This is a genomic window from Streptomyces asoensis, from assembly GCF_013085465.1.
Lineage (GTDB): Bacteria > Actinomycetota > Actinomycetes > Streptomycetales > Streptomycetaceae > Streptomyces > Streptomyces cacaoi_A.
Genome location: NZ_CP049838.1, coordinates 5,693,101 through 5,713,280, shown reverse-complemented (window position 1 = coordinate 5,713,280; position 20,180 = coordinate 5,693,101). Strand labels below are relative to the sequence as shown.

Sequence of the window (20,180 nt, the reverse complement as noted above, 5' to 3'; positions counted from 1 at the left end):
ACGGGACGCAGGCGGAAGCCCGTCAGACCGACGACCCGCACGCACACGAGACCGCATACGAGAACTGAGAGCACCGGGATGGCAGACCAGACCCACGTCCTGTTCGTCGAGGACGACGACGTCATCCGCGAGGCCACCCAGCTCGCCCTCGAGCGGGACGGCTTCGTGGTCACCGCGATGCCCGACGGCCTGTCGGGCCTGGAGGCGTTCCGTGCCGACCGCCCCGACATCGCGCTGCTTGACGTCATGGTGCCCGGCCTGGACGGCGTGAGCCTGTGCCGGCGCATCCGGGACGAGTCCACCGTGCCGGTGATCATGTTGTCGGCGCGTGCCGACTCCATCGACGTCGTCCTCGGCCTGGAGGCCGGCGCCGACGACTACGTGACCAAGCCCTTCGACGGCGCCGTGCTGGTCGCCCGGATCCGCGCCGTGCTGCGCCGCTTCGGTCACGCGGGCGGCGGCGATCGCACCGAGCCCGACGCCCCCGCCACCGGCGGCGTCCTGGCCTTCGGTGACCTGGAGATCGACACGGAGGGCATGGAGGTGCGACGGGCCGGACAGCCGGTGGCGCTGACCCCTACCGAGATGCGCCTGCTGCTGGAGTTCTCCTCCGCCCCGGGCACGGTCCTCTCACGCGACAAACTGCTGGAGCGGGTGTGGGACTACGGCTGGGGCGGCGACACCCGGGTCGTCGACGTCCATGTACAGCGGCTGCGCACGAAGATCGGTCAGGACCGCATCGAGACGGTCCGCGGCTTCGGCTACAAGCTGAAGGCCTGAGCGGGGCGGAGACAGGAGTATGCGGGGGATGATCCGGCACCTGCGTCCGGCTCGCACGGAGCGCATCAGCATCCGTACGGGTCTGCGATGGAAGCTGAGCGCGGCGATCGCGCTGGTCGGCGCGCTGGTGGCGATAGCGCTCAGCCTCGTCGTGCACAACGCCGCACGCGTGTCCATGCTGGACAACGCGCGCGACCTCGCCGACGAGCGCGTGCAGATCGCCCAGAGCAACTACGAGCGGTCGGGACGGCCCAACTTCCCCAACATCAAGATCGACGACTCCCGTCTGCCGCCCGCGTTGCGCGAGAAGGTGCGGGAGGGCCGCCGGGCCACCTTCGTCTCCGACCGTACGGGCGGCGTGCCGGACATCTGGGCGGCCGTTCCGGTCAAGGACGGACATGTGCTGTCGCTGCACACCGGGTTCACCGACCGCAGCACGGACATCCTCAACGACCTCGACCAGGCCCTGGTGATCGGCTCCATCGCGGTCGTGCTCGGCGGCAGTGCGCTCGGTGTGCTCATCGGCGGTCAGATGTCGCGCCGGCTGCGCAAGGCGGCGGCCGCGGCGAACCAGGTCGCCGGCGGCGAGTCGGACGTCCGCGTACGGGACGCGATAGGCGGGGTCGTGCGGGACGAGACCGATGACCTCGCGAGCGCGGTGGACGCCATGGCGGACACGCTTCAGGAGCGGCTGGAGGCCGAGCGCCGGGTCACCGCGGACATCGCGCACGAACTGCGCACCCCGGTGACGGGACTGCTGACGGCCGCCGAGCTGCTGCCTCCCGGCCGACCGACGGAGCTGGTCCTGGACCGGGCGAAGGCGATGCGCACCCTGGTCGAGGACGTGCTGGAGGTGGCCCGTCTCGACGGCGCCTCGGAGCGCGCCGAACTCCAGGACATCGTGCTGGGCGAGTTCGTGGCCCGGCGGGTCGCGGCCAAGGACCCGGACGTCGAGGTGCGGGTGGTCCACGAGTCGATGGTCACGACCGACCCCCGGCGCCTGGAGCGCGTGCTGTTCAACCTGCTGGCCAACGCCGCCCGGCACGGCAAGCCGCCGATCCAGGTGACCGTCGAGGGCCGGGTCATCCGGGTCCGCGACCACGGCCCCGGTTTCCCCGAGGACCTGCTCGCCGAGGGGCCGAGCCGCTTCCGCACCGGCAGCGCCGACCGGGCCGGGCACGGACACGGCCTCGGGCTCACCATCGCGGCGGGCCAGGCCCGGGTACTCGGCGCCCGGCTGACCTTCCGCAACGTACGGCCCGCGGGGGCCCCTGGGCACATACCCGCCGAGGGCGCCGTCGCCGTCCTGTGGCTGCCGGAGCACGCGCCGACCAACACGGGAAGCTACCCGGTGATGCCGTGACGGCGGACACCGCGCGGCTCGTGACACAGCGATGCCGCGCGGTGCGGGGAAGACGCCGGACGCTCAGCCGAGGTCCTTCGAGAAGTCGAGCTTCTCGGTGGAGAAGAAGGCCTTGGTCCTGGTCGAAGATCCATGCGGTAGATGCCGAGGCCCTTGATCATGGCTCTGCTTCCCCGCCGGAGGTCGGATCGGTCCAGGGGTCCTGTTCGTCAGCGCCCACAACTGCCGCATTCCGTCCACGGAACCGGTAGTGACACCGGCGACCGACAGTCCTCCTCAGCAGCGGGAGAGCGGCGTCGGCTCGGGCGCACAAACCACAGGCCCCCCGGGGCGGACACCGCCGGGGGGCCTGCGTTCACAACAGCGCGGTCAGATGGCCTCGACCAGGGGAGGCTGCGTCGCGGCCGCACCGTCGGCCGACTCCTCGTCGTCCTTCTGCGGACCCGCTCCCTTGAGCGGGACCTCCTTGACGAACACCGCCGCCACCAGCGCGATCACCGCGACCACGGCCCCCAGCAGGAACGCCGAGTGGGTGCCGGACGAGACCGCGTACTGGTAGGCCTCCCGGGCCTCGGCGGGCAGCTTGGCCAGGCTGGCCGCGTCCAGTTGCGCGGACTGCTCGGTGATCTTCGAACCCAGCGCGCCGGCCCGCTCGGACATGACGTCCTGGACGCGGTTGTTGAACAGCGCACCCATGATCGCGACGCCGAAGGAGGAGCCGAGCGTACGGAAGAGGGTGGTGGACGAGGAAGCGACGCCCATGTCCTTCATCTCGACGCTGTTCTGTGCGACCAGCATCGTGATCTGCATGAGGCAGCCCATGCCGAGACCGACGACGGCCATGAACACGCCGGAGGTGAGGCGGCTGGTCCCGGTGTCCATCGTGGACAGCAGGTACAGGCCGATGACCATCGCGACGCTGCCGACGACCGGGAAGATCTTGTACTTGCCGCTGTTCGTGGTCACCCGGCCCGCCACGATCGAGGTGACCAGCATGGCGCCGAGCATCGGCAGGAGCAGCAGACCGGAGTTGGTCGCGGAGGCGCCCTGCACGGACTGCTGGTACAGCGGCAGGAAGAGGGTGGCGCCGAACATCACGAAGCCGGCGACGAAGCCGATGAGCGACATCAGGGTGAAGTTGCGGCTGCGGAAGATGTGCAGCGGCACGATCGGCTCGGCGGCCCTGGTCTGCCAGAACACGAACCCGATGAGCGAGGCGACGCCGATCCCGATGAGCTCCATGATCCGCGCGGACGACCAGGCGTACTCCGAGCCGCCCCAGGTGGTGACGAGGACGATGGAGGTGATGCCGACGGTCAGCAGGGTGGCGCCCAGGTAGTCGATCCGCGACTGCGAGCGCTTCTTCGGCAGGTGCAGAACGGCGCTGATGAGGGCCAGCGACACCACGCCGAGCGGCAGGTTGATGTAGAACGACCAGCGCCAGCCCCAGTTGTCGGTGATGGTGCCGCCGACCAGCGGGCCACCGATCATCGCGAGCGCCATGACGCCGGCCATCATGCCCTGGTACTTGCCGCGCTCCCGCGGCGGGATGAGGTCACCGATGATCGCCATGACGCCGACCATCAGGCCACCGGCGCCGAGGCCCTGGATCGCGCGGAAGCCGATCAGTTCGCCCATGTTCTGGGCCATGCCGCTCAGTGCGGAACCGATCAGGAAGATCACGATCGACGTCATGAAGGCGCCCTTGCGCCCGTACATGTCGCCGAGCTTGCCCCAGAGCGGGGTGGAGGCCGCGGTCGCGAGGGTGTACGCGGTCACGACCCATGACAGGTGTTCGAGCCCGCCGAGTTCGCCGACGATCGTCGGCATCGCGGTGCCCACGATCATGTTGTCGAGCATCGCGAGCATCATCGTGATCATCAGCGCGAGCAGGACGACCCGCACGCTCCTCGGCTGTTTCTCCGCCTCGGTCTCGGGTGTCTTTGTGTCCGCCATGGTTGCCACTCCCCTGGGCTTCCCCCCGGCCGGCCACTTACTTGCCGCCCGGCTAGTTCATTACACTGGGAAGGTAGACCTGCAACTAGCCGGGCGTCAAGTAAGTTTCCGCATCTAACTAGCCGGACGGCAAGTAAGTTTTCGCGGGAACGCGAGGACCACGAGAATGGACGTCACCATGGACGGCACGAAGCAGCAGCGTCGCGGCAACACCCGCCAGCGCATCCAGGACGTCGCACTCGAACTCTTCGCCGAGCAGGGCTACGAGAAGACCTCCCTCCGCGAGATCGCGGAGCGTCTGGAGGTCACCAAGGCGGCCCTGTACTACCACTTCAAGACCAAGGAAGAGATCATCGTCGGCATCTTCACGGATCTGACGAAGCCGATCGAGGACCTGATCGAGTGGGGCGCGAACCAGCCGCACACCCTGGACACCAAGCAGGAACTCATACGGCGCTACAGCCGGGCCCTCTCCGAGGCGACCCCGCTCTTCCGCTTCATGCAGGAGAACCAGGCGACGGTGCGGGAACTCCAGATCGGCGACTCGTTCAAGGACCGCATGCGAGGTCTGCGCGACATCGTCATCGACCCGGACGCCCCCCTCGCCGACCAGGTCCGCTGCGTGAGCGCCATCTTCACGCTGCACGCCGGCATGTTCTTCCTCCAGGACCTCGAAGGCGACCCCGAGGACAAGCGTGCAGCCGTCCTCGAGGTCGCCATCGATCTGGTGACACAGGCGCACCAGGGCGCCTGATCACCTCGGCGTCAGACCTTCACGCCCTTGCTGTGCAGGAAGGTGACCGGGTTGATCGCCGAACCGTAGTTCGCGGTCGTACGGATCTCGAAGTGCAGGTGGGGACCGCTGGAGTTGCCGGTGCTGCCGGACAGGGCGATCTTCTGGCCCGTCTTGACGATCTGGCCGACCTTCACGTCGATGCGCGAGAGGTGGGCGTACTGCGAGTAGACGCCGTTGGTGTGCTTGATCACGACGGCGTTGCCGTAGGCGGGGCCGTCACCGGCGCCGTTGCCGCCGGCCTTGACCACGGTGCCGCCGTGCGCGGCCATGACCTTGGTGCCGCTCGGCACGGCGAAGTCCTGACCGCTGTGGGTGGACTGCCACATCGCGCCGGCCTGGGCGTACCCGGCGGACAGCGTGTACTTCTTCACCGGGTCGATCCAGGAAGCGGCCGAGGCGGCCGTCTTGGTGGCGGGCGCGGCGGCGGGCGCAGCGGCGGACGCCACTCCGCTCCCCAGCACGACCGAGGCGCCCAGGGCGGCGGCGCCGACGGCCACGCGAGTGCGGAGCTGGGACGTACGGGAAGAACGGAACGTGACGCGCTGGAACATCGAAGACCTCATGGGGAAGGGGACAGAAGAAACCACCCGGCGTGAACCTCCGCCGAAGTGGCCATCCCTTGGTAACCCCGAGGCCCACAGACCCCCAAACGTGTGATCTACGACGGAAACTAGTACTTCACCCCAAAACTTCCCACTTCTTGACAGAACCCTCTTTCCGGACACACGCGACACCCGCCCACGCCGGAGGCCCGAACAGAGATCGGGACCTCAGAGGCATTCGTCCTTTTTAGTCCGATTTGGCTTACGACTACCCGCCCTAGTAGGGCTCGGATCGCCTGTGCGCCATGTCACCGGCCGCCCCCTGCAAGGGACTTCGGAATGTGACGGCGACTACTCCCGTACCCCGCAAGGCACTTGTGACCCCGCTCACGTTCGTGCACGGGTCTGTGATCGGGCTCTCATCGGCCTCTACCGTCCAGTAACCCGCTGGTTCCCCTCAGGCCACCCCCAGCGATCAGCATGCTCACGACACCGGCAGCGCAAGGACGCGAGAGGACCCCACACATGACCAGAGGCAGCTGGACGCGCCGCATCGCCATGACCGCCGTGGCGACGGCAGCCGTCACGGCAATGGCCGTACCGGTCGGCGCCCAGGCCGCGACGGCCACCGGCACCTCCACCGTCGCCACCGCGGCCGCCGCCGAGGACGTCGACTACGCCACCTGGCAGCAGGACTGCCAGGCCGTGATGAACCAGGCCCTGCCGACGCTGAAGCAGCGCATCGCCGCCACCAAGCCCGGTGAGAAGCAGGCGATCGTCTTCGACATCGACAACACGACCCTGGAGACCGACTTCGGCTTCAGCTACCCCCAGCCGGCCAACAAGCCGGTTCTCGACGTCGCCAAGTACGCCCAGGAGCACGGCGTCTCCCTGTTCTTCGTCACCGCCCGCCCGGGCATCATCTCCGGGGTGACCGACTACAACCTCAAGTACGTCGGCTACAAGGTCTCCGGCCTCTACGTGCGCGGCTTCCTCGACCTCTTCAAGGACGTCGCCGCCTACAAGACCGCCCAGCGCGTCGACATCGAGTCCAAGGGCTACACGATCATCGCGAACATCGGCAACAGCGCCACCGACCTCTCGGGCGGCCACGCCGAAACCACATACAAGCTGCCGGACTACGACGGCCAGCTGTCGTAGGTCCCTGCATGGCGTGCGGTGCCTGCGGAACGCATGCGAAAGGGGCCGGCGCTGTGAAGCACCGGCCCCTTTCTCCGCTCAGCCCCCGAAGGGTCAGGCGTCCTTGCTCAGGTTCGGTCCGGCACCGCCGGCCGCCTGCTCGATCGGCGGGACGTCGGGCAGAGCCGACTTCTCCTCGCCGCGGAAGGTGAAGGTCTTGGTCTCACCCTCGCCCTCGGTGTCCACGACCACGATGTGACCGGGGCGCAGCTCACCGAAGAGGATCTTCTCCGAGAGCGTGTCCTCGATCTCGCGCTGGATGGTGCGACGCAGCGGACGCGCACCCAGCACCGGGTCGTAACCCTTGGTGGACAGCAGCTCCTTGGCGGACTGGGAGAGCTCGATGCCCATGTCCCGGTCCTTCAGGCGCTCGTCGACCTTGCCGATCATCAGGTCGACGATCCGCAGGATGTCCTCCTGCGTCAGCTGCGGGAAGACGACGACGTCGTCGACGCGGTTGAGGAACTCGGGGCGGAAGTGCTGCTTGAGCTCGTCCGAGACCTTGTTCTTCATGCGCTCGTAGTTCGACTTCTTGTCGCCCGAGGCCGCGAAGCCCAGGTTGAAGCCCTTGGAGATGTCCCGGGTGCCGAGGTTGGTCGTCATGATGATGACCGTGTTCTTGAAGTCCACGACCCGGCCCTGGGAGTCGGTCAGACGACCGTCCTCCAGGATCTGGAGCAGCGAGTTGAAGATGTCCGGGTGGGCCTTCTCGACCTCGTCGAAGAGGACGACGGAGAACGGCTTGCGGCGGACCTTCTCGGTCAGCTGGCCGCCCTCTTCGTAGCCCACGTATCCGGGGGGCGAACCGAAGAGACGCGAGACCGTGTGCTTCTCGCTGAACTCCGACATGTCGAGGGAGATCAGCGCGTCCTCGTCGCCGAAGAGGAACTCGGCGAGCGCCTTGGACAGCTCGGTCTTACCGACACCGGACGGACCGGCGAAGATGAACGAACCACCGGGACGCTTCGGGTCCTTGAGGCCCGCACGCGTACGACGGATCGCCTTCGACAGCGCCTTGACGGCGTCGACCTGGCCGATGACCCGCTTGTGGAGCTCGTCCTCCATGCGCAGCAGGCGGCTCGACTCCTCCTCGGTCAGCTTGAAGACCGGGATGCCGGTGGCGGTCGCGAGGACCTCGGCGATCAGCTCGCCGTCGACCTCGGCGACGACGTCCATGTCGCCGGCCTTCCACTCCTTCTCCCGCTTGGCCTTGGCGGCCAGGAGCTGCTTCTCCTTGTCGCGGAGGGAGGCGGCCTTCTCGAAGTCCTGCGAGTCGATCGCGGACTCCTTGTCGCGGCGGACGCCGGCGATCTTCTCGTCGAACTCGCGCAGGTCCGGCGGCGCGGTCATCCGGCGGATGCGCATCCGGGAACCGGCCTCGTCGATCAGGTCGATCGCCTTGTCCGGCAGGAAGCGGTCCGAGATGTACCGGTCGGCCAGGGTGGCGGCCTGGACCAGCGCCTCGTCGGTGATCGAGACACGGTGGTGCGCCTCGTACCGGTCACGCAGACCCTTGAGGATCTCGATCGTGTGCGGCAGGGACGGCTCCGCGACCTGGATGGGCTGGAAGCGGCGCTCGAGGGCCGCGTCCTTCTCCAGGTGCTTGCGGTACTCGTCCAGCGTGGTCGCACCGATGGTCTGGAGCTCACCGCGGGCCAGCATCGGCTTCAGGATCGAAGCGGCGTCGATGGCGCCCTCGGCGGCACCCGCACCGACCAGCGTGTGCAGCTCGTCGATGAACAGGATGATGTCGCCGCGGGTGCGGATCTCCTTGAGGACCTTCTTCAGGCGCTCCTCGAAGTCACCGCGGTAGCGGGAGCCGGCGACCAGGGCGCCGAGGTCCAGGGTGTAGAGGTGCTTGTCCTTGAGGGTCTCGGGCACCTCGCCCTTGACGATGGCCTGGGCGAGACCTTCGACGACGGCGGTCTTGCCGACGCCGGGCTCGCCGATCAGGACCGGGTTGTTCTTGGTACGGCGGGACAGCACCTGCATGACCCGCTCGATCTCCTTCTCGCGCCCGATGACCGGGTCGAGCTTGGACTCACGAGCGGCCTGGGTGAGGTTCCGGCCGAACTGGTCGAGGACCAGGGACGTCGAGGGCGTGCCCTCGGCAGGGCCGCCGGCGGTGGCGGTCTCCTTGCCCTGGTAACCGGAGAGCAGCTGGATGACCTGCTGCCGCACCCGGTTGAGATCTGCGCCCAGCTTGACGAGGACCTGGGCGGCGACGCCCTCGCCCTCGCGGATCAGGCCGAGCAGGATGTGCTCCGTGCCGATGTAGTTGTGTCCCAGCTGAAGGGCCTCGCGGAGCGACAGCTCCAGGACCTTCTTGGCACGGGGGGTGAAGGGGATGTGCCCGGACGGGGCCTGCTGGCCCTGGCCGATGATCTCCTCCACCTGCTGGCGGACCGCCTCGAGCGAAATCCCGAGGCTCTCAAGGGCCTTGGCGGCGACACCCTCACCCTCGTGGATCAGGCCCAGGAGGATGTGCTCGGTGCCGATGTAGTTGTGGTTGAGCATCCGGGCTTCTTCCTGAGCCAGGACGACAACCCGCCGCGCGCGGTCGGTGAACCTCTCGAACATCGTTAATCGCTCCTCAGAGCGGTCAGGCAGTGGGGGGAACTTCCCCTCCCTGTCCTTCCGCAGCTTAGTCCCGCAAGCGGGGACCGCTCATTCCAACTGCCGACACCGTCGATGGCCTCCTGACCCCGAACGCCGACATCTGCTCCAACCCGATGGTGCGAGACGATGTTCCCGCAGGCCAGGCAGTTACCCCAGTCGCCAGTACGCCGATGGCGAACGTGAGACGCCCTTTCCTGCGTGTCGCCCCCTCCCACTAGGGATGTCTTACCCGCTCCGGCCGACAGTCCATGCCGTGCGCACCGGTCCCCTCCGCTATGGGCGAACAACCTTGCGCCTCCCGACGCCCCCGCACGCCCCGTTTGTCGACACAGGGCGCATCCGTCCAAACACCCAGCGTAACCCGCGGGCCTTTTCGACGGTTGCACTTGGCATGGTTGGCTCAGTCCCGCCGGCTGTCTGCTCGGCCGCCGCTGCGATCCTCACGGTCCCCCTCCCCCGACGGCCGCTCGACCCGGATGATCCGGCCGACCGGATCCGCGGCTGGTACGAGAACGAACTGGGCTGGCCGACGGTGCCCGGGGAGCCGGTACGACTTTTGGTGGGCGAGCGCTTCGACGTGCTGGACGTGCCGGCCGAGGCGGGCCTCGCCGCGCTGCGGCGACTCGCGCCGGGCTCGCCGGTGGCCGTGCGGGGCGACCGGATGCGGCTGCTGGTGGCAGCGGGCGGCGCGGAGGAGGTGCCGGGGATCCTTCAGTGGCTGGAGTGGGGCGCGCTGCCACTGGATCTGACGGCGATCGGCGCGGGCGAACTCATCGAGGCGCCCCTGCCACCCCCCGTCGGGAGCCAGGGCCGCAATCAGGGCCTGAACCGTCCCGGGCCGGTGCAGGGGGCCGCCGTCTGGCTGCGGCCCCCCGTGGCAGGGTGCGAGGCCGAGGCCTCGCTGCCGACGATGTCGGCGCTGGGGGGCGTTGGGGGCGCCCCCGATCTCGTACGGCTGGTGGACACGCTGGCGACGCACTGTCACCGTGTCCGACTGCGGCGCGCGAGCGCTCAGCCGTTGGCCTTCTCGTAAGCCTCGCGAATGGACGCCGGAACGCGGCCGCGGTCATTGACCTCGTGACCGTTCTCCTTGGCCCACGCGCGGATCTGGGCCGTGTCCTGGCTGCCACCGGTAGCGGCGCGCGCCTTTCCACGTCCACCCGAAGCACGGCCACCGGTACGACGGCCACCCTTCACGTAGGGCTCGAGAAGTCCACGGAGCTTGTCCGCATTGGTAGTCGTGAGGTCGATCTCGTAGGTCTTGCCGTCCAGCGCGAACGTGACGGTCTCGTCCGCCTCGCCGCCGTCGAGGTCGTCGACAAGAAGGACCTGAACCTTCTGTGCCACCGGATTTCCTTTCATCGAAAACGTGAGGGACGGGGGTCCGCGGCGTCCGCCGTTTAGCCGCGCCCTGTTATATGCAGTACAGCAGTACGTCGGAAAGCAAACCGCTTTTGCTGGGAAAACACAAACCCCCGGCGGGGACCCACAGCCCGCCCCTCGCCCGGAAACGTGCGCGTTTCGGACATAGGGAACCCGGGCAAGGCGGGTCGGTGTGAATGGACGTCGACGATCACAGATGCAGAAGCATCCGACTGTTGCCCAAGGTGTTCGGTTTCACTCGTTCGAGTCCGAGGAACTCCGCGACGCCCTCGTCATAGGAACGCAGCAGCTCCGCGTAGACATCGGTGTCGACCGGCGTCTCACCGATCTCCACGAAGCCGTGCTTGCCGAAGAAGTCGACTTCGAAGGTCAGGCAGAAAACGCGTCGAACCCCGAGCCAGCGCGCGGTGTGGAGCAACTTCTCCAACAACTGGTGACCGATGCCCGCGCCCTTCAGCCCCGGCTTCACCGCGAGAGTGCGGACTTCCGCCAGGTCTTCCCACATCACGTGCAGGGCGCCGCAGCCGACCACCTCGGCGTTGTCGTCGCGTTCGGCGACCCAGAACTCCTGGATGTCCTCGTAAAGCGTCACCGTCGCTTTGTCGAGCAGGATGCCACCGCGGACGTGGGCGTCAAGGAGACGGCGCACGGCGGAGACATCGCCGGTCCGGGCCCGGCGGACGGTGATGGCTTTAGCGGTGACTTCGGGGTTCTCGGCCGAGGGACTCTCTGCTGACATGTGCGGACGCTATCGCCCGTCGGCCTCCGTCGCCGAGCCGGGGTTCTCCCCGGCACTCCCCGTACTCCCCGGACTCCCCGCAGTTGTGGGTTCGACAGTTTCCGGACCCTGGACCATGCGTACGGCGTCACGCAGCGCGTGCCGCTGTTCCTCGCTCATCATCCCGAAGAAGGCGACGAGAGCGGCGGCGGGGTTGTCGCTCTGCGCCCAGGCGTCGTTCATCAGGGCAGCTGCGTAGGCGGCCCGGGTCGAGACCGCCTCATATCGATAGGCCCGGCCTTCGGCTTCACGGCGCACCCAGCCCTTCTGATGGAGATTGTCCAAAACGGTCATCACCGTGGTGTACGCGATGGACCGTTCCTGCTGAAGGTCTTCCAGGACTTCTCGAACGGTCACCGGGCGGTTCCACTTCCACACCCGCGTCATGACCGCGTCTTCGAGTTCTCCCAATGGGCGAGGCACAGCTCAGAACAATAGTGGGAGATCTCGCCAATCGCGTGCCGGACGTGCGCTTTCATCGGCAAACGGGAACAAAAAGGGCGCGCGGCTCCGAAAGGAGCCGCACGCCCTGGGCGGTGTGGATGCGTCGCGGGTCGGTCAGGCGTCGGGGCTCGCGGAGACCTGACGGGCGCCGTCCGCGCGCGCGAGGACGGCGTCGACGGCCGCGTCCTCCTTGGCCTTGTTGGCTCCGCCCTGGGTCTTCACGATCACCCTGATCACACCGATGAAGAACACGGCCATGACGACGGGAGGCACGAGCGCGGAGACGTAGTCCATGGATCCAGGGTAGCCAGGGCGGAACGGAACAGCGGGGCGGGGTCGCCCGTGTCAGCCGGCCGCCAGCCGCTGCTGCTCCGGGTTGGCGGGCGGCGGGGCCGGTCTGCGCCGCGGGAAGACCTCGCCCGGCGTGGGAACGGGCCGCCGGGCGGGCTCCGGGGCGGGCTCGGCGGGGACCGGGCCGGGAGCTGGCGTGGCGGGCTTGCCGCCGGGTTTCCTTCGCGGTTCCTCGCCCGGGCGCCCGCCCGGTTCCCCGGCGGCGACGGACGGACGGGCGCAGCTGTCCCCGGAAAGGCCCCCGGGAAGGGCCAGAAGCCGGGTACGGGACGCCGGGACGGTGGGAGCGGCCTCCGGGGCCCTGCGGGCCGCCCGGCGGGCCAGACGGGCGCGTACGTCCCGTTCGGCGAGCGCCTGGCAGCGGCCCAGGAGGGCGGCGGCCACGGGGTTGCCGCGCAGGGCGCGCAGGGCGGCGAGGTCGTCGGGCTCGGGCCGGTAGCCGGTGGGCAGTACCTCCTCGAGGAGCGTGAGGTAGCCGGCCGCGGTGCCGGGGAGGGCGGCGCGGTACCGGGCGAGATCGGCCACCAGGAAGGCCCGCAGTCGGGCGGCCTCGCGCATGGCCTCGTCGAGGGACTCGGCGAGGCGATGACAGTCCTGGATGTCCTCGGCGGAGACGGGGCCGGGGTGGAGGGCGAGGGCGAGGGCGCGGCGGAGCACACGCAGCTCCTCCGCGCCGAACGCCATGCCGCCGCGGGATCCGTAGGGCGTGGGCATGCCGCGACGATACGCGCTAATCAGACAAATTCGACATAGGGGACGGGTGTGGCGCGTCCGCAATCCGCCCTGGTGGCCCTGCCTCCCGGGTCACCCGCCTCCGCCCACCTCCGCTCGTCCACGGGGGCGGTGCCGCTCACATGCGGGACACGTTCCGCTCGTACACCAGGCGCAGCCCGATCAGCGTCAGCCACGGCTCGTGCTCGTCGATCACGGAGGACTCGCCGAGCACCATCGGCGCCAGCCCGCCCGTCGCGATCACCGTGACCTCGTCCGGGTCCTCCGCCAGCTCGCGGGCCATCCGGGTCACCACGCCGTCGACCTGGCCGGCGAACCCGTAGACGATCCCGGACTGCATCGCCTCGACCGTGTTCTTGCCGATCACGCTCCGGGGCCGGGCCACCTCGATCTTGCGCAGCATCGCGGCCCTGACACCCAGCGCCTCGACCGAGATCTCGATGCCGGGGGCGATGACCCCGCCTACGTACTCCCCGCGCGCGCTGACCGCGTCGAACGTCGTCGCCGTGCCGAAGTCGACGACGATCGCCGGGCCGCCGTAGAGCTCGTTCGCCGCGACCGCGTTGATGATGCGGTCGGCGCCGACCTCCTTGGGGTTGTCGAAGAGGATCGGCACGCCCGTCTTCACGCCGGGTTCGACGAGCACGGCGGGCACGTCGCCGTAGTAGCGCCGTGTCACCTCGCGCAGCTCGTGCAGCACGGAGGGCACGGTCGCGCAGATCGCGATCCCGTCGATGCCGTCGCCCAGGTCGTCCCCGAGGAGCGGGTGCATGCCCATGAGGCCATGGAGCAGCACGGCCAGTTCGTCCGCGGTCCGGCGGGCGTCGGTGGAGATCCGCCAGTGCTCGACGATGTCCTCACCGTCGAACAGGCCGAGCACGGTGTGCGTGTTGCCCACGTCGATCGTCAGCAGCATGGCCGGTCCCCGTTCCTACTCCGCCGCTCGCAGATCCAGACCGATGTCCAGGATCGGCGAGGAGTGCGTCAGGGCACCGACGGCGAGGAAGTCGACGCCGGTGTCGGCGTACGCCTTGGCGTTGACCAGGGTCAGCCGGCCCGACGCCTCCAGCAGGGCGCGCCCGCCGACGACGCCGACGGCCTCCGCGCACTCCCCGGGCGTGAAGTTGTCCAGCAGGATCAGGTCGGCGCCGGCGTCGACCACCTCCCGCAGCTGGTGCAGGGTGTCGACCTCGACCTCGATCGGGACGTCCGGGAACGTCTCCCGCACGGCCTCGAAGGCCTGGGCGACGCCGCCCGCGGCGACCACGTGGTTGTCCTTGACCAGCGCCGCGTCGGACAGCGACATGCGGTGGTTGACGCCTCCGCCGCAGCGGACGGCGAACTTCTCCAGGGAGCGCAGGCCCGGCGTCGTCTTGCGGGTGTCCCGCACGCGCGCCTTGGTGCCCTCCAGGACGTCCGCCCACGCGCGCGTGGCGGTGGCGATGCCGGACAGCCGGCACAGCAGGTTGAGCGCGCTGCGCTCGGCGGTGAGCAGGTCACGCGTGCGCGTGGTGACCGACAGCAGCTTCTGGCCGGCCTCCACGCGGTCGCCGTCCTCCACGTGCCGCTCGACCTCGAACTCGTCCGTGCAGACGACCGAGACGACCGCCTCGGCGACCCTGAGGCCCGCCACCACGCCCGCCTCGCGCGCGGTGAAGTCGGCGGTGGCGACCGCCTCCTCGGGGATGGTCGCGACGGTGGTCACGTCGACGCCGTGGGCCAGGTCCTCCTGGATGGCGACGTTGGCGATGTCCTCGACCTCCACGGGGTCGAGTCCGGCGTCGGACAGCAGCTGGGCGAGCGCGGGGTCGAGCCCGCACTCCGCGTATTCGGCGTATCCCTCGTCAGCGAAGTCGGTGTCTGTGTCGGCGCCACAGGCACAGCCGTCGCCGCAGCCGCCGCTCTGGGCGAGGGGAAGGTCGGGGGTGCTCACGTCTGTCACTGCTCCTGGAGGTGCTGCCGGGTCGGGGGGAAGTCTGCGGTATCGGTGGTGTGTACGGCGAGCGTGCGGTCCGGATTCAGCCGTACGACGATGTGGCGGTGCCAGTTCGCGTCGTCGCGGTCGGCGTGGTCCTCGCGCCAGTGGCAGCCGCGGGTCTCCTCGCGCTGCCGGGCGGCGGTGACCAGGACCCGCGCCACGCACAGGAGGTTGGTGGCCTCCCAGGTGTCGACGCCGGGCTCGGCCGTCTTGCCGTTCTCGTCGAGGGCGTCGCGGGCCTCGGCGTGCAGCCGCACCAGCTGGCCGGCCGCCTTCTCCAGGGATTCGGCGGAGCGCAGGACGCCCGCGCCGTCGGTCATGATCCGCTGGATGGCGAACCGGGCCTCCGGGGCGAGCAGCGGGTGCGCCGGCTTCTCCGGGTGCTCGACCGGCGCCGGCACCCGCGCGTGCAGGCCGTCGTCCGTCCGGCTCTCCACGATGTCGGTGACGATGCGCTCGGCGTAGACGAGGCCCTCGAGGAGCGAGTTCGACGCGAGCCGGTTCGCGCCGTGCACGCCGGTGCAGGCGACCTCGCCGCACGCGTACAGGCCCGGCACGGTCGTCCGGCCGTGGGAGTCGGTGCGCACGCCCCCGGAGGCGTAGTGGGCCGCCGGGGCGACCGGGACGGGCTCGGTGACCGGGTCGATGCCGTGGACGCGGCAGGCGGCCAGGATCGTCGGGAAGCGGTGCTCCCACATGTCTGCGCCGAAGTGGCGGGCGTCGAGGAACATGTGCTCGGCGTCCTGCTCCTGCATGCGGCGCATGATGCCCTTGGCGACGATGTCGCGGGGAGCCAACTCGGCCAGCTCGTGCTGCCCGACCATGAAGCGCACGCCGTCCGCGTCGACCAGGTGGGCGCCCTCGCCGCGCACAGCCTCGGAGACCAGGGGCTGCTGGCCCTCCGCGTCCGCGCCGAGGAACAGCACGGTCGGGTGGAACTGGACGAACTCCAGGTCCGAGACCTCCGCGCCCGCGCGCAGGGCGAGCGCCACACCGTCGCCGGTGGACACCGACGGGTTGGTGGTGGCGGAGAACACCTGGCCCATGCCGCCGGTCGCGAGGACGACCGCGGGGGCGTGCACCGCGCCCACGCCGTCGTGCTGGCCCTCGCCCATGACGTGCAGGGTGACGCCGGCGGTGCGGCCGGCGGCGTCCGTGAGCAGGTCCAGCACGAGCGCGTTCTCGATCGTGCGCAGGCCACGCGCGCGTACCGCCTCGACGAGCGCGCGGGAGATCTCCGCGCCGGTCGCGTCGCCGCCCGCGTGCGCGATACGGCGTCGGTGGTGGCCGCCCTCGCGGGTGAGCTCCAGGCCGCCCCCCTCGGACTCGTCGAAGTGGGCGCCGGTCTCGATCAGTCGGCGCACGGCGTCGGGGCCCTCGGTGACGAGGATCCGTACGGCGTCCTCGTCGCACAGGCCCGCGCCCGCCACCAGCGTGTCGTCCAGGTGCTGTTCGGGTGTGTCCCCCTCGCCCAGGGCCGCGGCTATGCCGCCCTGCGCCCAGCGGGTGGAGCCGTCGTCGAGCCGGGCCTTGGTGACGACGACCGTCGTCAGGCCGGCGGCCTCGCAGCGCAGGGCCGCGGTCAGGCCGGCGACGCCGGAGCCCACGACCACCACGTCCGCGGCGATGTTCCACCCGGGCGCGGGCGCGTGCAGTCGTATGCCTGTGCTGGTCACGAGGCGGCTCCGAAGGTGAGGGGGAGGTTGTCGATCAGCCGGGTCGTCCCGACCCTGGCGGCGACGGCGAGGACGGCCTCGCCGGTGAAGTCGTCCTCGAGCTCGGTGATCTCCGTGAAGTCCGAGGGGTCGACCAGCGCGAGGTAGTCCAGTTCCAGCGGCGGGTCCAGCCGGGCGGCCTCGTCGAGGACCAGGCGGGCCGCCGCGCGGATGGCCGCCGGGTTGCCGGGGGCGGCCTTGGCGACGGCGTGCGCGTCGGCCGCCGCGCGGGACTCCCCTATGGCACTGAGCGCCTCGGCACGCGCGCGCGTGGCGGGCACCTGACGCGCGCGGGCCCGCAGCGCCTCCTGCGCGGCATGCCGGTCGCGGCCCGCGAACAGGGCCTGGGAGAGCGCGAGCGCGGTGCGCCGGCCCGCGGCGGACAGATAGCGGTTGCGGCTGGACAGGGCCAGCCCGTCCTCCTCGCGCACGGTGGGCACGGCGACGATCTCCACGCCGAAGTTCAGGTCCCGTGTCATGCGGCGGATCAGGGCGAGCTGCTGGGCGTCCTTCTGCCCGAAGAGGGCGATGTCGGGCCGGGTGAGGTGCAGCAGCTTGGCGACGACGGTGAGCATGCCGTCGAAGTGTCCGGGGCGGGAGCTGCCCTCGAGCCGCTCCCCCATGGGGCCCGCGGTGACCCGTACCTGGGGCTCGCCGCCCGGGTAGACCTCGTCCACGGACGGGGCGAACACGGCGTCCGCGCCGGCCTGCTCGGCGAGCTTGAGATCGGCGTCCAGGGTGCGCGGGTAGCGGTCGAGGTCCTCGCCCTGGCCGAACTGGAGCGGGTTGACGAAGACCGTGACGACGACCTCGCCGTCCGGCCCGGCGAGTTCCCGGGCGGTGCGGACGAGGGTGGCATGGCCCTCGTGCAGGGCGCCCATGGTCATCACGACGGCCCGGCGGCCGCCACGCGTGCGTGCGTGCAGTTCGGCGGCGGTGCGCAGCAGGGTGGTGGTCATCCGGCATCTCCTTCGGTGCCGTGCGTGCCGGGGGCACCGGGGTTTCCGGGGGTGCCGTGGGCTTCGTCGGCGAGTACCCCGAGGAGGTCCTCGGCGAGCTCGGGCTTGAGGAGCCCGTGGGCGAGCGCACGGTCGGCGGTCGCGCGGGCCATCGCCAGGTAGCCGGCCACGGTCTGCGGGGCGTGCTCGCGCAGCTCGGCGACGTGCGCGGCGACCGTGCCCGCGTCTCCGCGCGCGACGGGGCCGGTGAGCGCGCCGTCGCCGGAGCGCAGCGCGTTGTCGAGGGCGGCGCCGAGCAGCGGGCCGAGCATCCGGTCGGGCGCCTCGACGCCGGCCGTCCGCAGCAGCTCCATGGACTGGGCGACCAGTGTGACCAGGTGATTCGCGCCCAGGGCGAGGGCCGCGTGGTAGAGCGGCCGGCTCTCCTCGGCGATCCACTCCGGCTCGCCGCCCATCTCGATCACCAGGGCCTCGGCGGCCAGCCGCAACTCGTCGGGCGCGGTGACGCCGAAGGAGCAGCCCGCCAGGCGCTGGACGTCGACGGGGCTGCCCGTGAAGGTCATCGCCGGGTGCAGGGCCAACGGCAGCCCGCCCGCGCGCAGGACCGGGTCGAGGACCTTCGCGCCGTACCGCCCCGAGGTGTGCACGATCAGCTGGCCGGGCCGTACGGCGCCGGTCTCGGCGAGGCCTTCCACGAGCCCGGGCAGGGCGTCGTCGGGGACGGTCAGCAGCACCAGGTCGGCACGCTGGAGGACCTCGGCGGGCGGGACGAGGGGCACGTCGGGCAGCAGCAGCGCGGCTCGCCGCCTGGAGGCGTCGGAGACACCGGAGACGGCGACCGGGCGGTGCCCGGCGAGCTGGAGGGACGCGGCCAGGGCGGGGCCCACCCGGCCGGCGCCGACGACGCCGACGGCGAGCCGCGCGGGGCGGTCCCTGGGGTCTGGCTGTTGGGCTGTACTCACGCGACGGAGGCCTTCCGTTCCAGTCCGCTCCGGGTACCGGACGATTTCTCGTCATGTTAACGCTATCCGTCCGGGGAGCGTCCGGTTGTCCACAGGCTGTGGGTTATCCCACCCGTTCCCCGACCTGCGGCCCAGGGGGCCGCGCGGGGGCCGGAAACGCCCGTGGTCCCGCGGGCCGTCACACGGCATCATCCGGGGCATGACGTACACGGCGGAACACGGCGAGGAGAAGTCGGCGCAGCAGCGCCTGCGGGAGCGGCGGGCGGCCGCCTACCGGAAGGCGGAACGCGTCCTGTCGCGCGACGGTGCCCGGGGCACACTGCGGGACCGGCTCGCGCTGCTGCACGAGGCCGCGCCGCAGGTCCACGACCTGGACGAGCCCGCGGACCTCTACGGCGACGGGGTCGTGGCGGCGCTGGAGGAGCGGGTCGCCGGGCTGCTGGGCACGGAGGCCGCGGCGTTCTTCCCGACCGGCACGATGGCCCAGCAGGTCGCCCTGCGCTGCTGGGCGGGACGCACCGGCAACCCCACGGTCGCGCTGCACGCGCTGAGCCATCCCGAGGTGTGGGAGCGGGGCGCCTTCAACGCCGTCAGCGAACTGCGCACGGTCCGGCTGACGCGCGAGCCCCGGCTGCCCACGGCCGACGAGGTGCGCGCCTTCGAGGAGCCCTTCGGGGCGCTGATGCTGGAGCTGCCGCTCAGGGACGCCGGTTATGTGCTGCCCTCCTGGGAGGAGCTGACCGAGGTCGTGGAGGCGGCACGCGAGCGCGACGCGGTGGTGCACTTCGACGGCGCGCGCCTGTGGGAGACGACCCACCACTTCGGCCGCCCCCTGCGGGAGATAGCGGACCTGGCCGACAGCGTCTACGTATCGTTCTACAAGTCCCTCGACGGCTTCGGCGGCGCCGCGCTCGCCGGCCCGAAGACGCTGGTGGAGGAGGCGAAGACGTGGCGGCACCGCTACGGCGGGATGGTCTTCCAGCAGTTCCCCACCGCCCTGGCGGCACTCGTCGGCCTGGAGCGGGAACTGCCCCGGCTGCCGGAGTACGTGGCCCACGCGCGCGTGGTGGCCGCCGCGCTGCGCGAGGGGTTCGCCGAAGCGGGCCTGCCGTGGGCACGCGTGCACCCCGAGGTGCCGCACACGCACGAGTTCCAGGTCTGGCTGCCGTACGAGGCCGATGTGCTCGCCGAAGCGGCGGCGCTCCAGGCCGAGCAGACGAAGGCGATGCTCTTCGTCGGCGGCTGGAGCCGCGGCGGGCCGGGGTTGTCGTACACCGAGGTCACCGTCAGCGCCGCCGGGCTGACGTGGACGGCGGACGACGTGAGGGCGGCGGTCGTGGACTTCGTGGGCCGGGTGGCCGAAGTGGTCAGCAGGTAGGACGGGGGCGCAGTCGGCGGGCCAGGGCTCGCCGCAGCCGCCCGTGGGCGGGGCGGCCCGCGAGGACCGCGCGGAACTGCTGGTAGTCCCGCAGTTCGCGCATCACCTGCCAGTCCTGGGCGCCGGGCGCGGGCACCGGGGGCTCGCCGTGCTGCCGGGCCCGGTAGGCGTCGAGGGCGTACTGCTGCGTGATGCTCATGGCTGATCCCTCTCGGAACGAACTAAGGAACAAGGAACGTGGTCT

At 70.5% G+C, this 20,180-nt stretch carries 20 protein-coding genes; 6 read left to right on the top strand and 14 right to left on the bottom strand.

The window, feature by feature from the left end:
* The first annotated feature begins 78 nt into the window (after positions 1 to 78).
* The gene (gene cseB / locus G9272_RS25560) at positions 79 to 780 is read left to right on the top strand and encodes a two-component system response regulator CseB (protein WP_171398721.1); all 702 of its coding nucleotides are present in this window, start codon (positions 79 to 81) and stop codon (positions 778 to 780) included.
* A gap of 28 nt (positions 781 to 808) precedes the next feature.
* Positions 809 to 2,143, top strand: a complete 1,335-nt coding sequence (gene cseC, locus G9272_RS25555) for a two-component system sensor histidine kinase CseC (RefSeq protein ID WP_437184303.1) — start codon at positions 809 to 811, stop codon at positions 2,141 to 2,143.
* A gap of 369 nt (positions 2,144 to 2,512) precedes the next feature.
* On the opposite strand, the gene G9272_RS25550 is transcribed toward cseC, so the two are convergent.
* The gene (locus tag G9272_RS25550; RefSeq protein ID WP_171398719.1) at positions 2,513 to 4,099 is read right to left on the bottom strand and encodes an MDR family MFS transporter; all 1,587 of its coding nucleotides are present in this window, start codon (positions 4,097 to 4,099) and stop codon (positions 2,513 to 2,515) included.
* A gap of 166 nt (positions 4,100 to 4,265) precedes the next feature.
* On the opposite strand from G9272_RS25550, the gene G9272_RS25545 reads away from it, so the two are divergent.
* The gene (locus G9272_RS25545) at positions 4,266 to 4,853 is read left to right on the top strand and encodes a TetR/AcrR family transcriptional regulator (protein ID WP_171398718.1); all 588 of its coding nucleotides are present in this window, start codon (positions 4,266 to 4,268) and stop codon (positions 4,851 to 4,853) included.
* 11 nt (positions 4,854 to 4,864) lie between these two features.
* On the opposite strand, the gene G9272_RS25540 is transcribed toward G9272_RS25545, so the two are convergent.
* Positions 4,865 to 5,446 (bottom strand): M23 family metallopeptidase, encoded by a 582-nt coding sequence (locus G9272_RS25540; RefSeq protein ID WP_171398717.1) that lies wholly within the window; start codon positions 5,444 to 5,446, stop codon positions 4,865 to 4,867.
* Between the two features lie 516 nt (positions 5,447 to 5,962).
* On the opposite strand from G9272_RS25540, the gene G9272_RS25535 reads away from it, so the two are divergent.
* Positions 5,963 to 6,598: an HAD family acid phosphatase gene (locus tag G9272_RS25535; RefSeq protein ID WP_171398716.1), complete on the top strand. Its 636-nt coding sequence runs from the start codon at positions 5,963 to 5,965 to the stop codon at positions 6,596 to 6,598.
* A 93-nt stretch (positions 6,599 to 6,691) separates the two neighbouring features.
* On the opposite strand, the gene G9272_RS25530 is transcribed toward G9272_RS25535, so the two are convergent.
* Positions 6,692 to 9,217, bottom strand: a complete 2,526-nt coding sequence (locus G9272_RS25530; RefSeq protein WP_171398715.1) for an ATP-dependent Clp protease ATP-binding subunit — start codon at positions 9,215 to 9,217, stop codon at positions 6,692 to 6,694.
* A gap of 430 nt (positions 9,218 to 9,647) precedes the next feature.
* Here G9272_RS25530 and G9272_RS25525 point away from each other — a divergent pair, with 430 nt between their 5' ends.
* Entirely contained in the window at positions 9,648 to 10,289 is a 642-nt protein-coding gene (locus G9272_RS25525; RefSeq protein ID WP_171398714.1) for an SCO3374 family protein, read from the top strand.
* Here the strand turns inward: G9272_RS25525 and G9272_RS25520 are convergent.
* The 10 genes from G9272_RS25520 to G9272_RS25475 form a co-directional block, all read right to left on the bottom strand.
* A complete protein-coding gene (locus tag G9272_RS25520) occupies positions 10,268 to 10,603 on the bottom strand; it encodes a histone-like nucleoid-structuring protein Lsr2 (protein ID WP_020132476.1) in 336 nt (111 codons plus the stop codon). The two genes, G9272_RS25525 and G9272_RS25520, sit on opposite strands and share 22 nt — an antisense overlap.
* A 226-nt stretch (positions 10,604 to 10,829) precedes the next feature.
* Positions 10,830 to 11,378: an amino-acid N-acetyltransferase gene (locus G9272_RS25515; RefSeq protein WP_020132477.1), complete on the bottom strand. Its 549-nt coding sequence runs from the start codon at positions 11,376 to 11,378 to the stop codon at positions 10,830 to 10,832.
* Positions 11,379 to 11,387: 9 nt separating this feature from the next.
* The gene (locus tag G9272_RS25510; RefSeq protein ID WP_394644903.1) at positions 11,388 to 11,840 is read right to left on the bottom strand and encodes a BlaI/MecI/CopY family transcriptional regulator; all 453 of its coding nucleotides are present in this window, start codon (positions 11,838 to 11,840) and stop codon (positions 11,388 to 11,390) included.
* Positions 11,841 to 11,975: 135 nt separating this feature from the next.
* Complete coding sequence (locus G9272_RS25505) at positions 11,976 to 12,155, bottom strand: hypothetical protein (RefSeq protein WP_171398712.1); 180 nt, start codon at positions 12,153 to 12,155, stop codon at positions 11,976 to 11,978.
* A 51-nt stretch (positions 12,156 to 12,206) separates the two neighbouring features.
* Entirely contained in the window at positions 12,207 to 12,896 is a 690-nt protein-coding gene (locus G9272_RS25500; RefSeq protein WP_171402169.1) for a hypothetical protein, read from the bottom strand.
* Between the two features lie 166 nt (positions 12,897 to 13,062).
* A complete protein-coding gene (locus G9272_RS25495) occupies positions 13,063 to 13,860 on the bottom strand; it encodes a type III pantothenate kinase (RefSeq protein WP_171398711.1) in 798 nt (265 codons plus the stop codon).
* Positions 13,861 to 13,875: 15 nt separating this feature from the next.
* Positions 13,876 to 14,877: a carboxylating nicotinate-nucleotide diphosphorylase gene (gene nadC, locus G9272_RS25490; RefSeq protein WP_171398710.1), complete on the bottom strand. Its 1,002-nt coding sequence runs from the start codon at positions 14,875 to 14,877 to the stop codon at positions 13,876 to 13,878.
* 5 nt (positions 14,878 to 14,882) lie between these two features.
* Positions 14,883 to 16,598 (bottom strand): L-aspartate oxidase, encoded by a 1,716-nt coding sequence (locus tag G9272_RS25485; protein ID WP_171398709.1) that lies wholly within the window; start codon positions 16,596 to 16,598, stop codon positions 14,883 to 14,885.
* Positions 16,595 to 17,596 carry a pantoate--beta-alanine ligase gene (panC, locus tag G9272_RS25480; protein ID WP_171398708.1) on the bottom strand — a complete coding sequence of 334 codons (1,002 nt, stop codon included), beginning with the start codon at positions 17,594 to 17,596 and terminating at the stop codon, positions 16,595 to 16,597. The genes G9272_RS25485 and panC overlap by 4 nt, the downstream gene beginning before the upstream one ends.
* Entirely contained in the window at positions 17,593 to 18,558 is a 966-nt protein-coding gene (locus G9272_RS25475) for a Rossmann-like and DUF2520 domain-containing protein (protein WP_171398707.1), read from the bottom strand. Before G9272_RS25475 ends, panC begins: the two co-directional genes overlap by 4 nt.
* A gap of 199 nt (positions 18,559 to 18,757) precedes the next feature.
* Between G9272_RS25475 and G9272_RS25470 the strand changes: the two genes are divergently transcribed.
* The gene (locus G9272_RS25470) at positions 18,758 to 19,936 is read left to right on the top strand and encodes a threonine aldolase family protein (protein WP_171398706.1); all 1,179 of its coding nucleotides are present in this window, start codon (positions 18,758 to 18,760) and stop codon (positions 19,934 to 19,936) included.
* On the opposite strand, the gene G9272_RS25465 is transcribed toward G9272_RS25470, so the two are convergent.
* Positions 19,926 to 20,135: a hypothetical protein gene (locus G9272_RS25465; RefSeq protein ID WP_171398705.1), complete on the bottom strand. Its 210-nt coding sequence runs from the start codon at positions 20,133 to 20,135 to the stop codon at positions 19,926 to 19,928. The two genes, G9272_RS25470 and G9272_RS25465, sit on opposite strands and share 11 nt — an antisense overlap.
* Positions 20,136 to 20,180: the final 45 nt, after the last annotated feature.

Bases quoted from the DNA above. Each gene is read 5' to 3' on its own strand.
- cseB (WP_171398721.1), top strand. From the start codon at position 79: ATGGCAGACCAGACCCACGTCCTGTTCGTCGAGGACGACGACGTCATC.
- cseC (WP_437184303.1), top strand. From the start codon at position 809: ATGATCCGGCACCTGCGTCCGGCTCGCACGGAGCGCATCAGCATCCGT.
- G9272_RS25550 (WP_171398719.1), bottom strand. From the start codon at position 4,099: ATGGCGGACACAAAGACACCCGAGACCGAGGCGGAGAAACAGCCGAGG.
- G9272_RS25545 (WP_171398718.1), top strand. From the start codon at position 4,266: ATGGACGTCACCATGGACGGCACGAAGCAGCAGCGTCGCGGCAACACC.
- G9272_RS25540 (WP_171398717.1), bottom strand. From the start codon at position 5,446: ATGTTCCAGCGCGTCACGTTCCGTTCTTCCCGTACGTCCCAGCTCCGC.
- G9272_RS25535 (WP_171398716.1), top strand. From the start codon at position 5,963: ATGACCAGAGGCAGCTGGACGCGCCGCATCGCCATGACCGCCGTGGCG.
- G9272_RS25530 (WP_171398715.1), bottom strand. From the start codon at position 9,217: ATGTTCGAGAGGTTCACCGACCGCGCGCGGCGGGTTGTCGTCCTGGCT.
- G9272_RS25525 (WP_171398714.1), top strand. From the start codon at position 9,648: ATGGTTGGCTCAGTCCCGCCGGCTGTCTGCTCGGCCGCCGCTGCGATC.
- G9272_RS25515 (WP_020132477.1), bottom strand. From the start codon at position 11,378: ATGTCAGCAGAGAGTCCCTCGGCCGAGAACCCCGAAGTCACCGCTAAA.
- G9272_RS25505 (WP_171398712.1), bottom strand. From the start codon at position 12,155: ATGGACTACGTCTCCGCGCTCGTGCCTCCCGTCGTCATGGCCGTGTTC.
- G9272_RS25500 (WP_171402169.1), bottom strand. From the start codon at position 12,896: ATGGCGTTCGGCGCGGAGGAGCTGCGTGTGCTCCGCCGCGCCCTCGCC.
- G9272_RS25495 (WP_171398711.1), bottom strand. From the start codon at position 13,860: ATGCTGCTGACGATCGACGTGGGCAACACGCACACCGTGCTCGGCCTG.
- panC (WP_171398708.1), bottom strand. From the start codon at position 17,596: ATGACCACCACCCTGCTGCGCACCGCCGCCGAACTGCACGCACGCACG.
- G9272_RS25470 (WP_171398706.1), top strand. From the start codon at position 18,758: ATGACGTACACGGCGGAACACGGCGAGGAGAAGTCGGCGCAGCAGCGC.
- G9272_RS25465 (WP_171398705.1), bottom strand. From the start codon at position 20,135: ATGAGCATCACGCAGCAGTACGCCCTCGACGCCTACCGGGCCCGGCAG.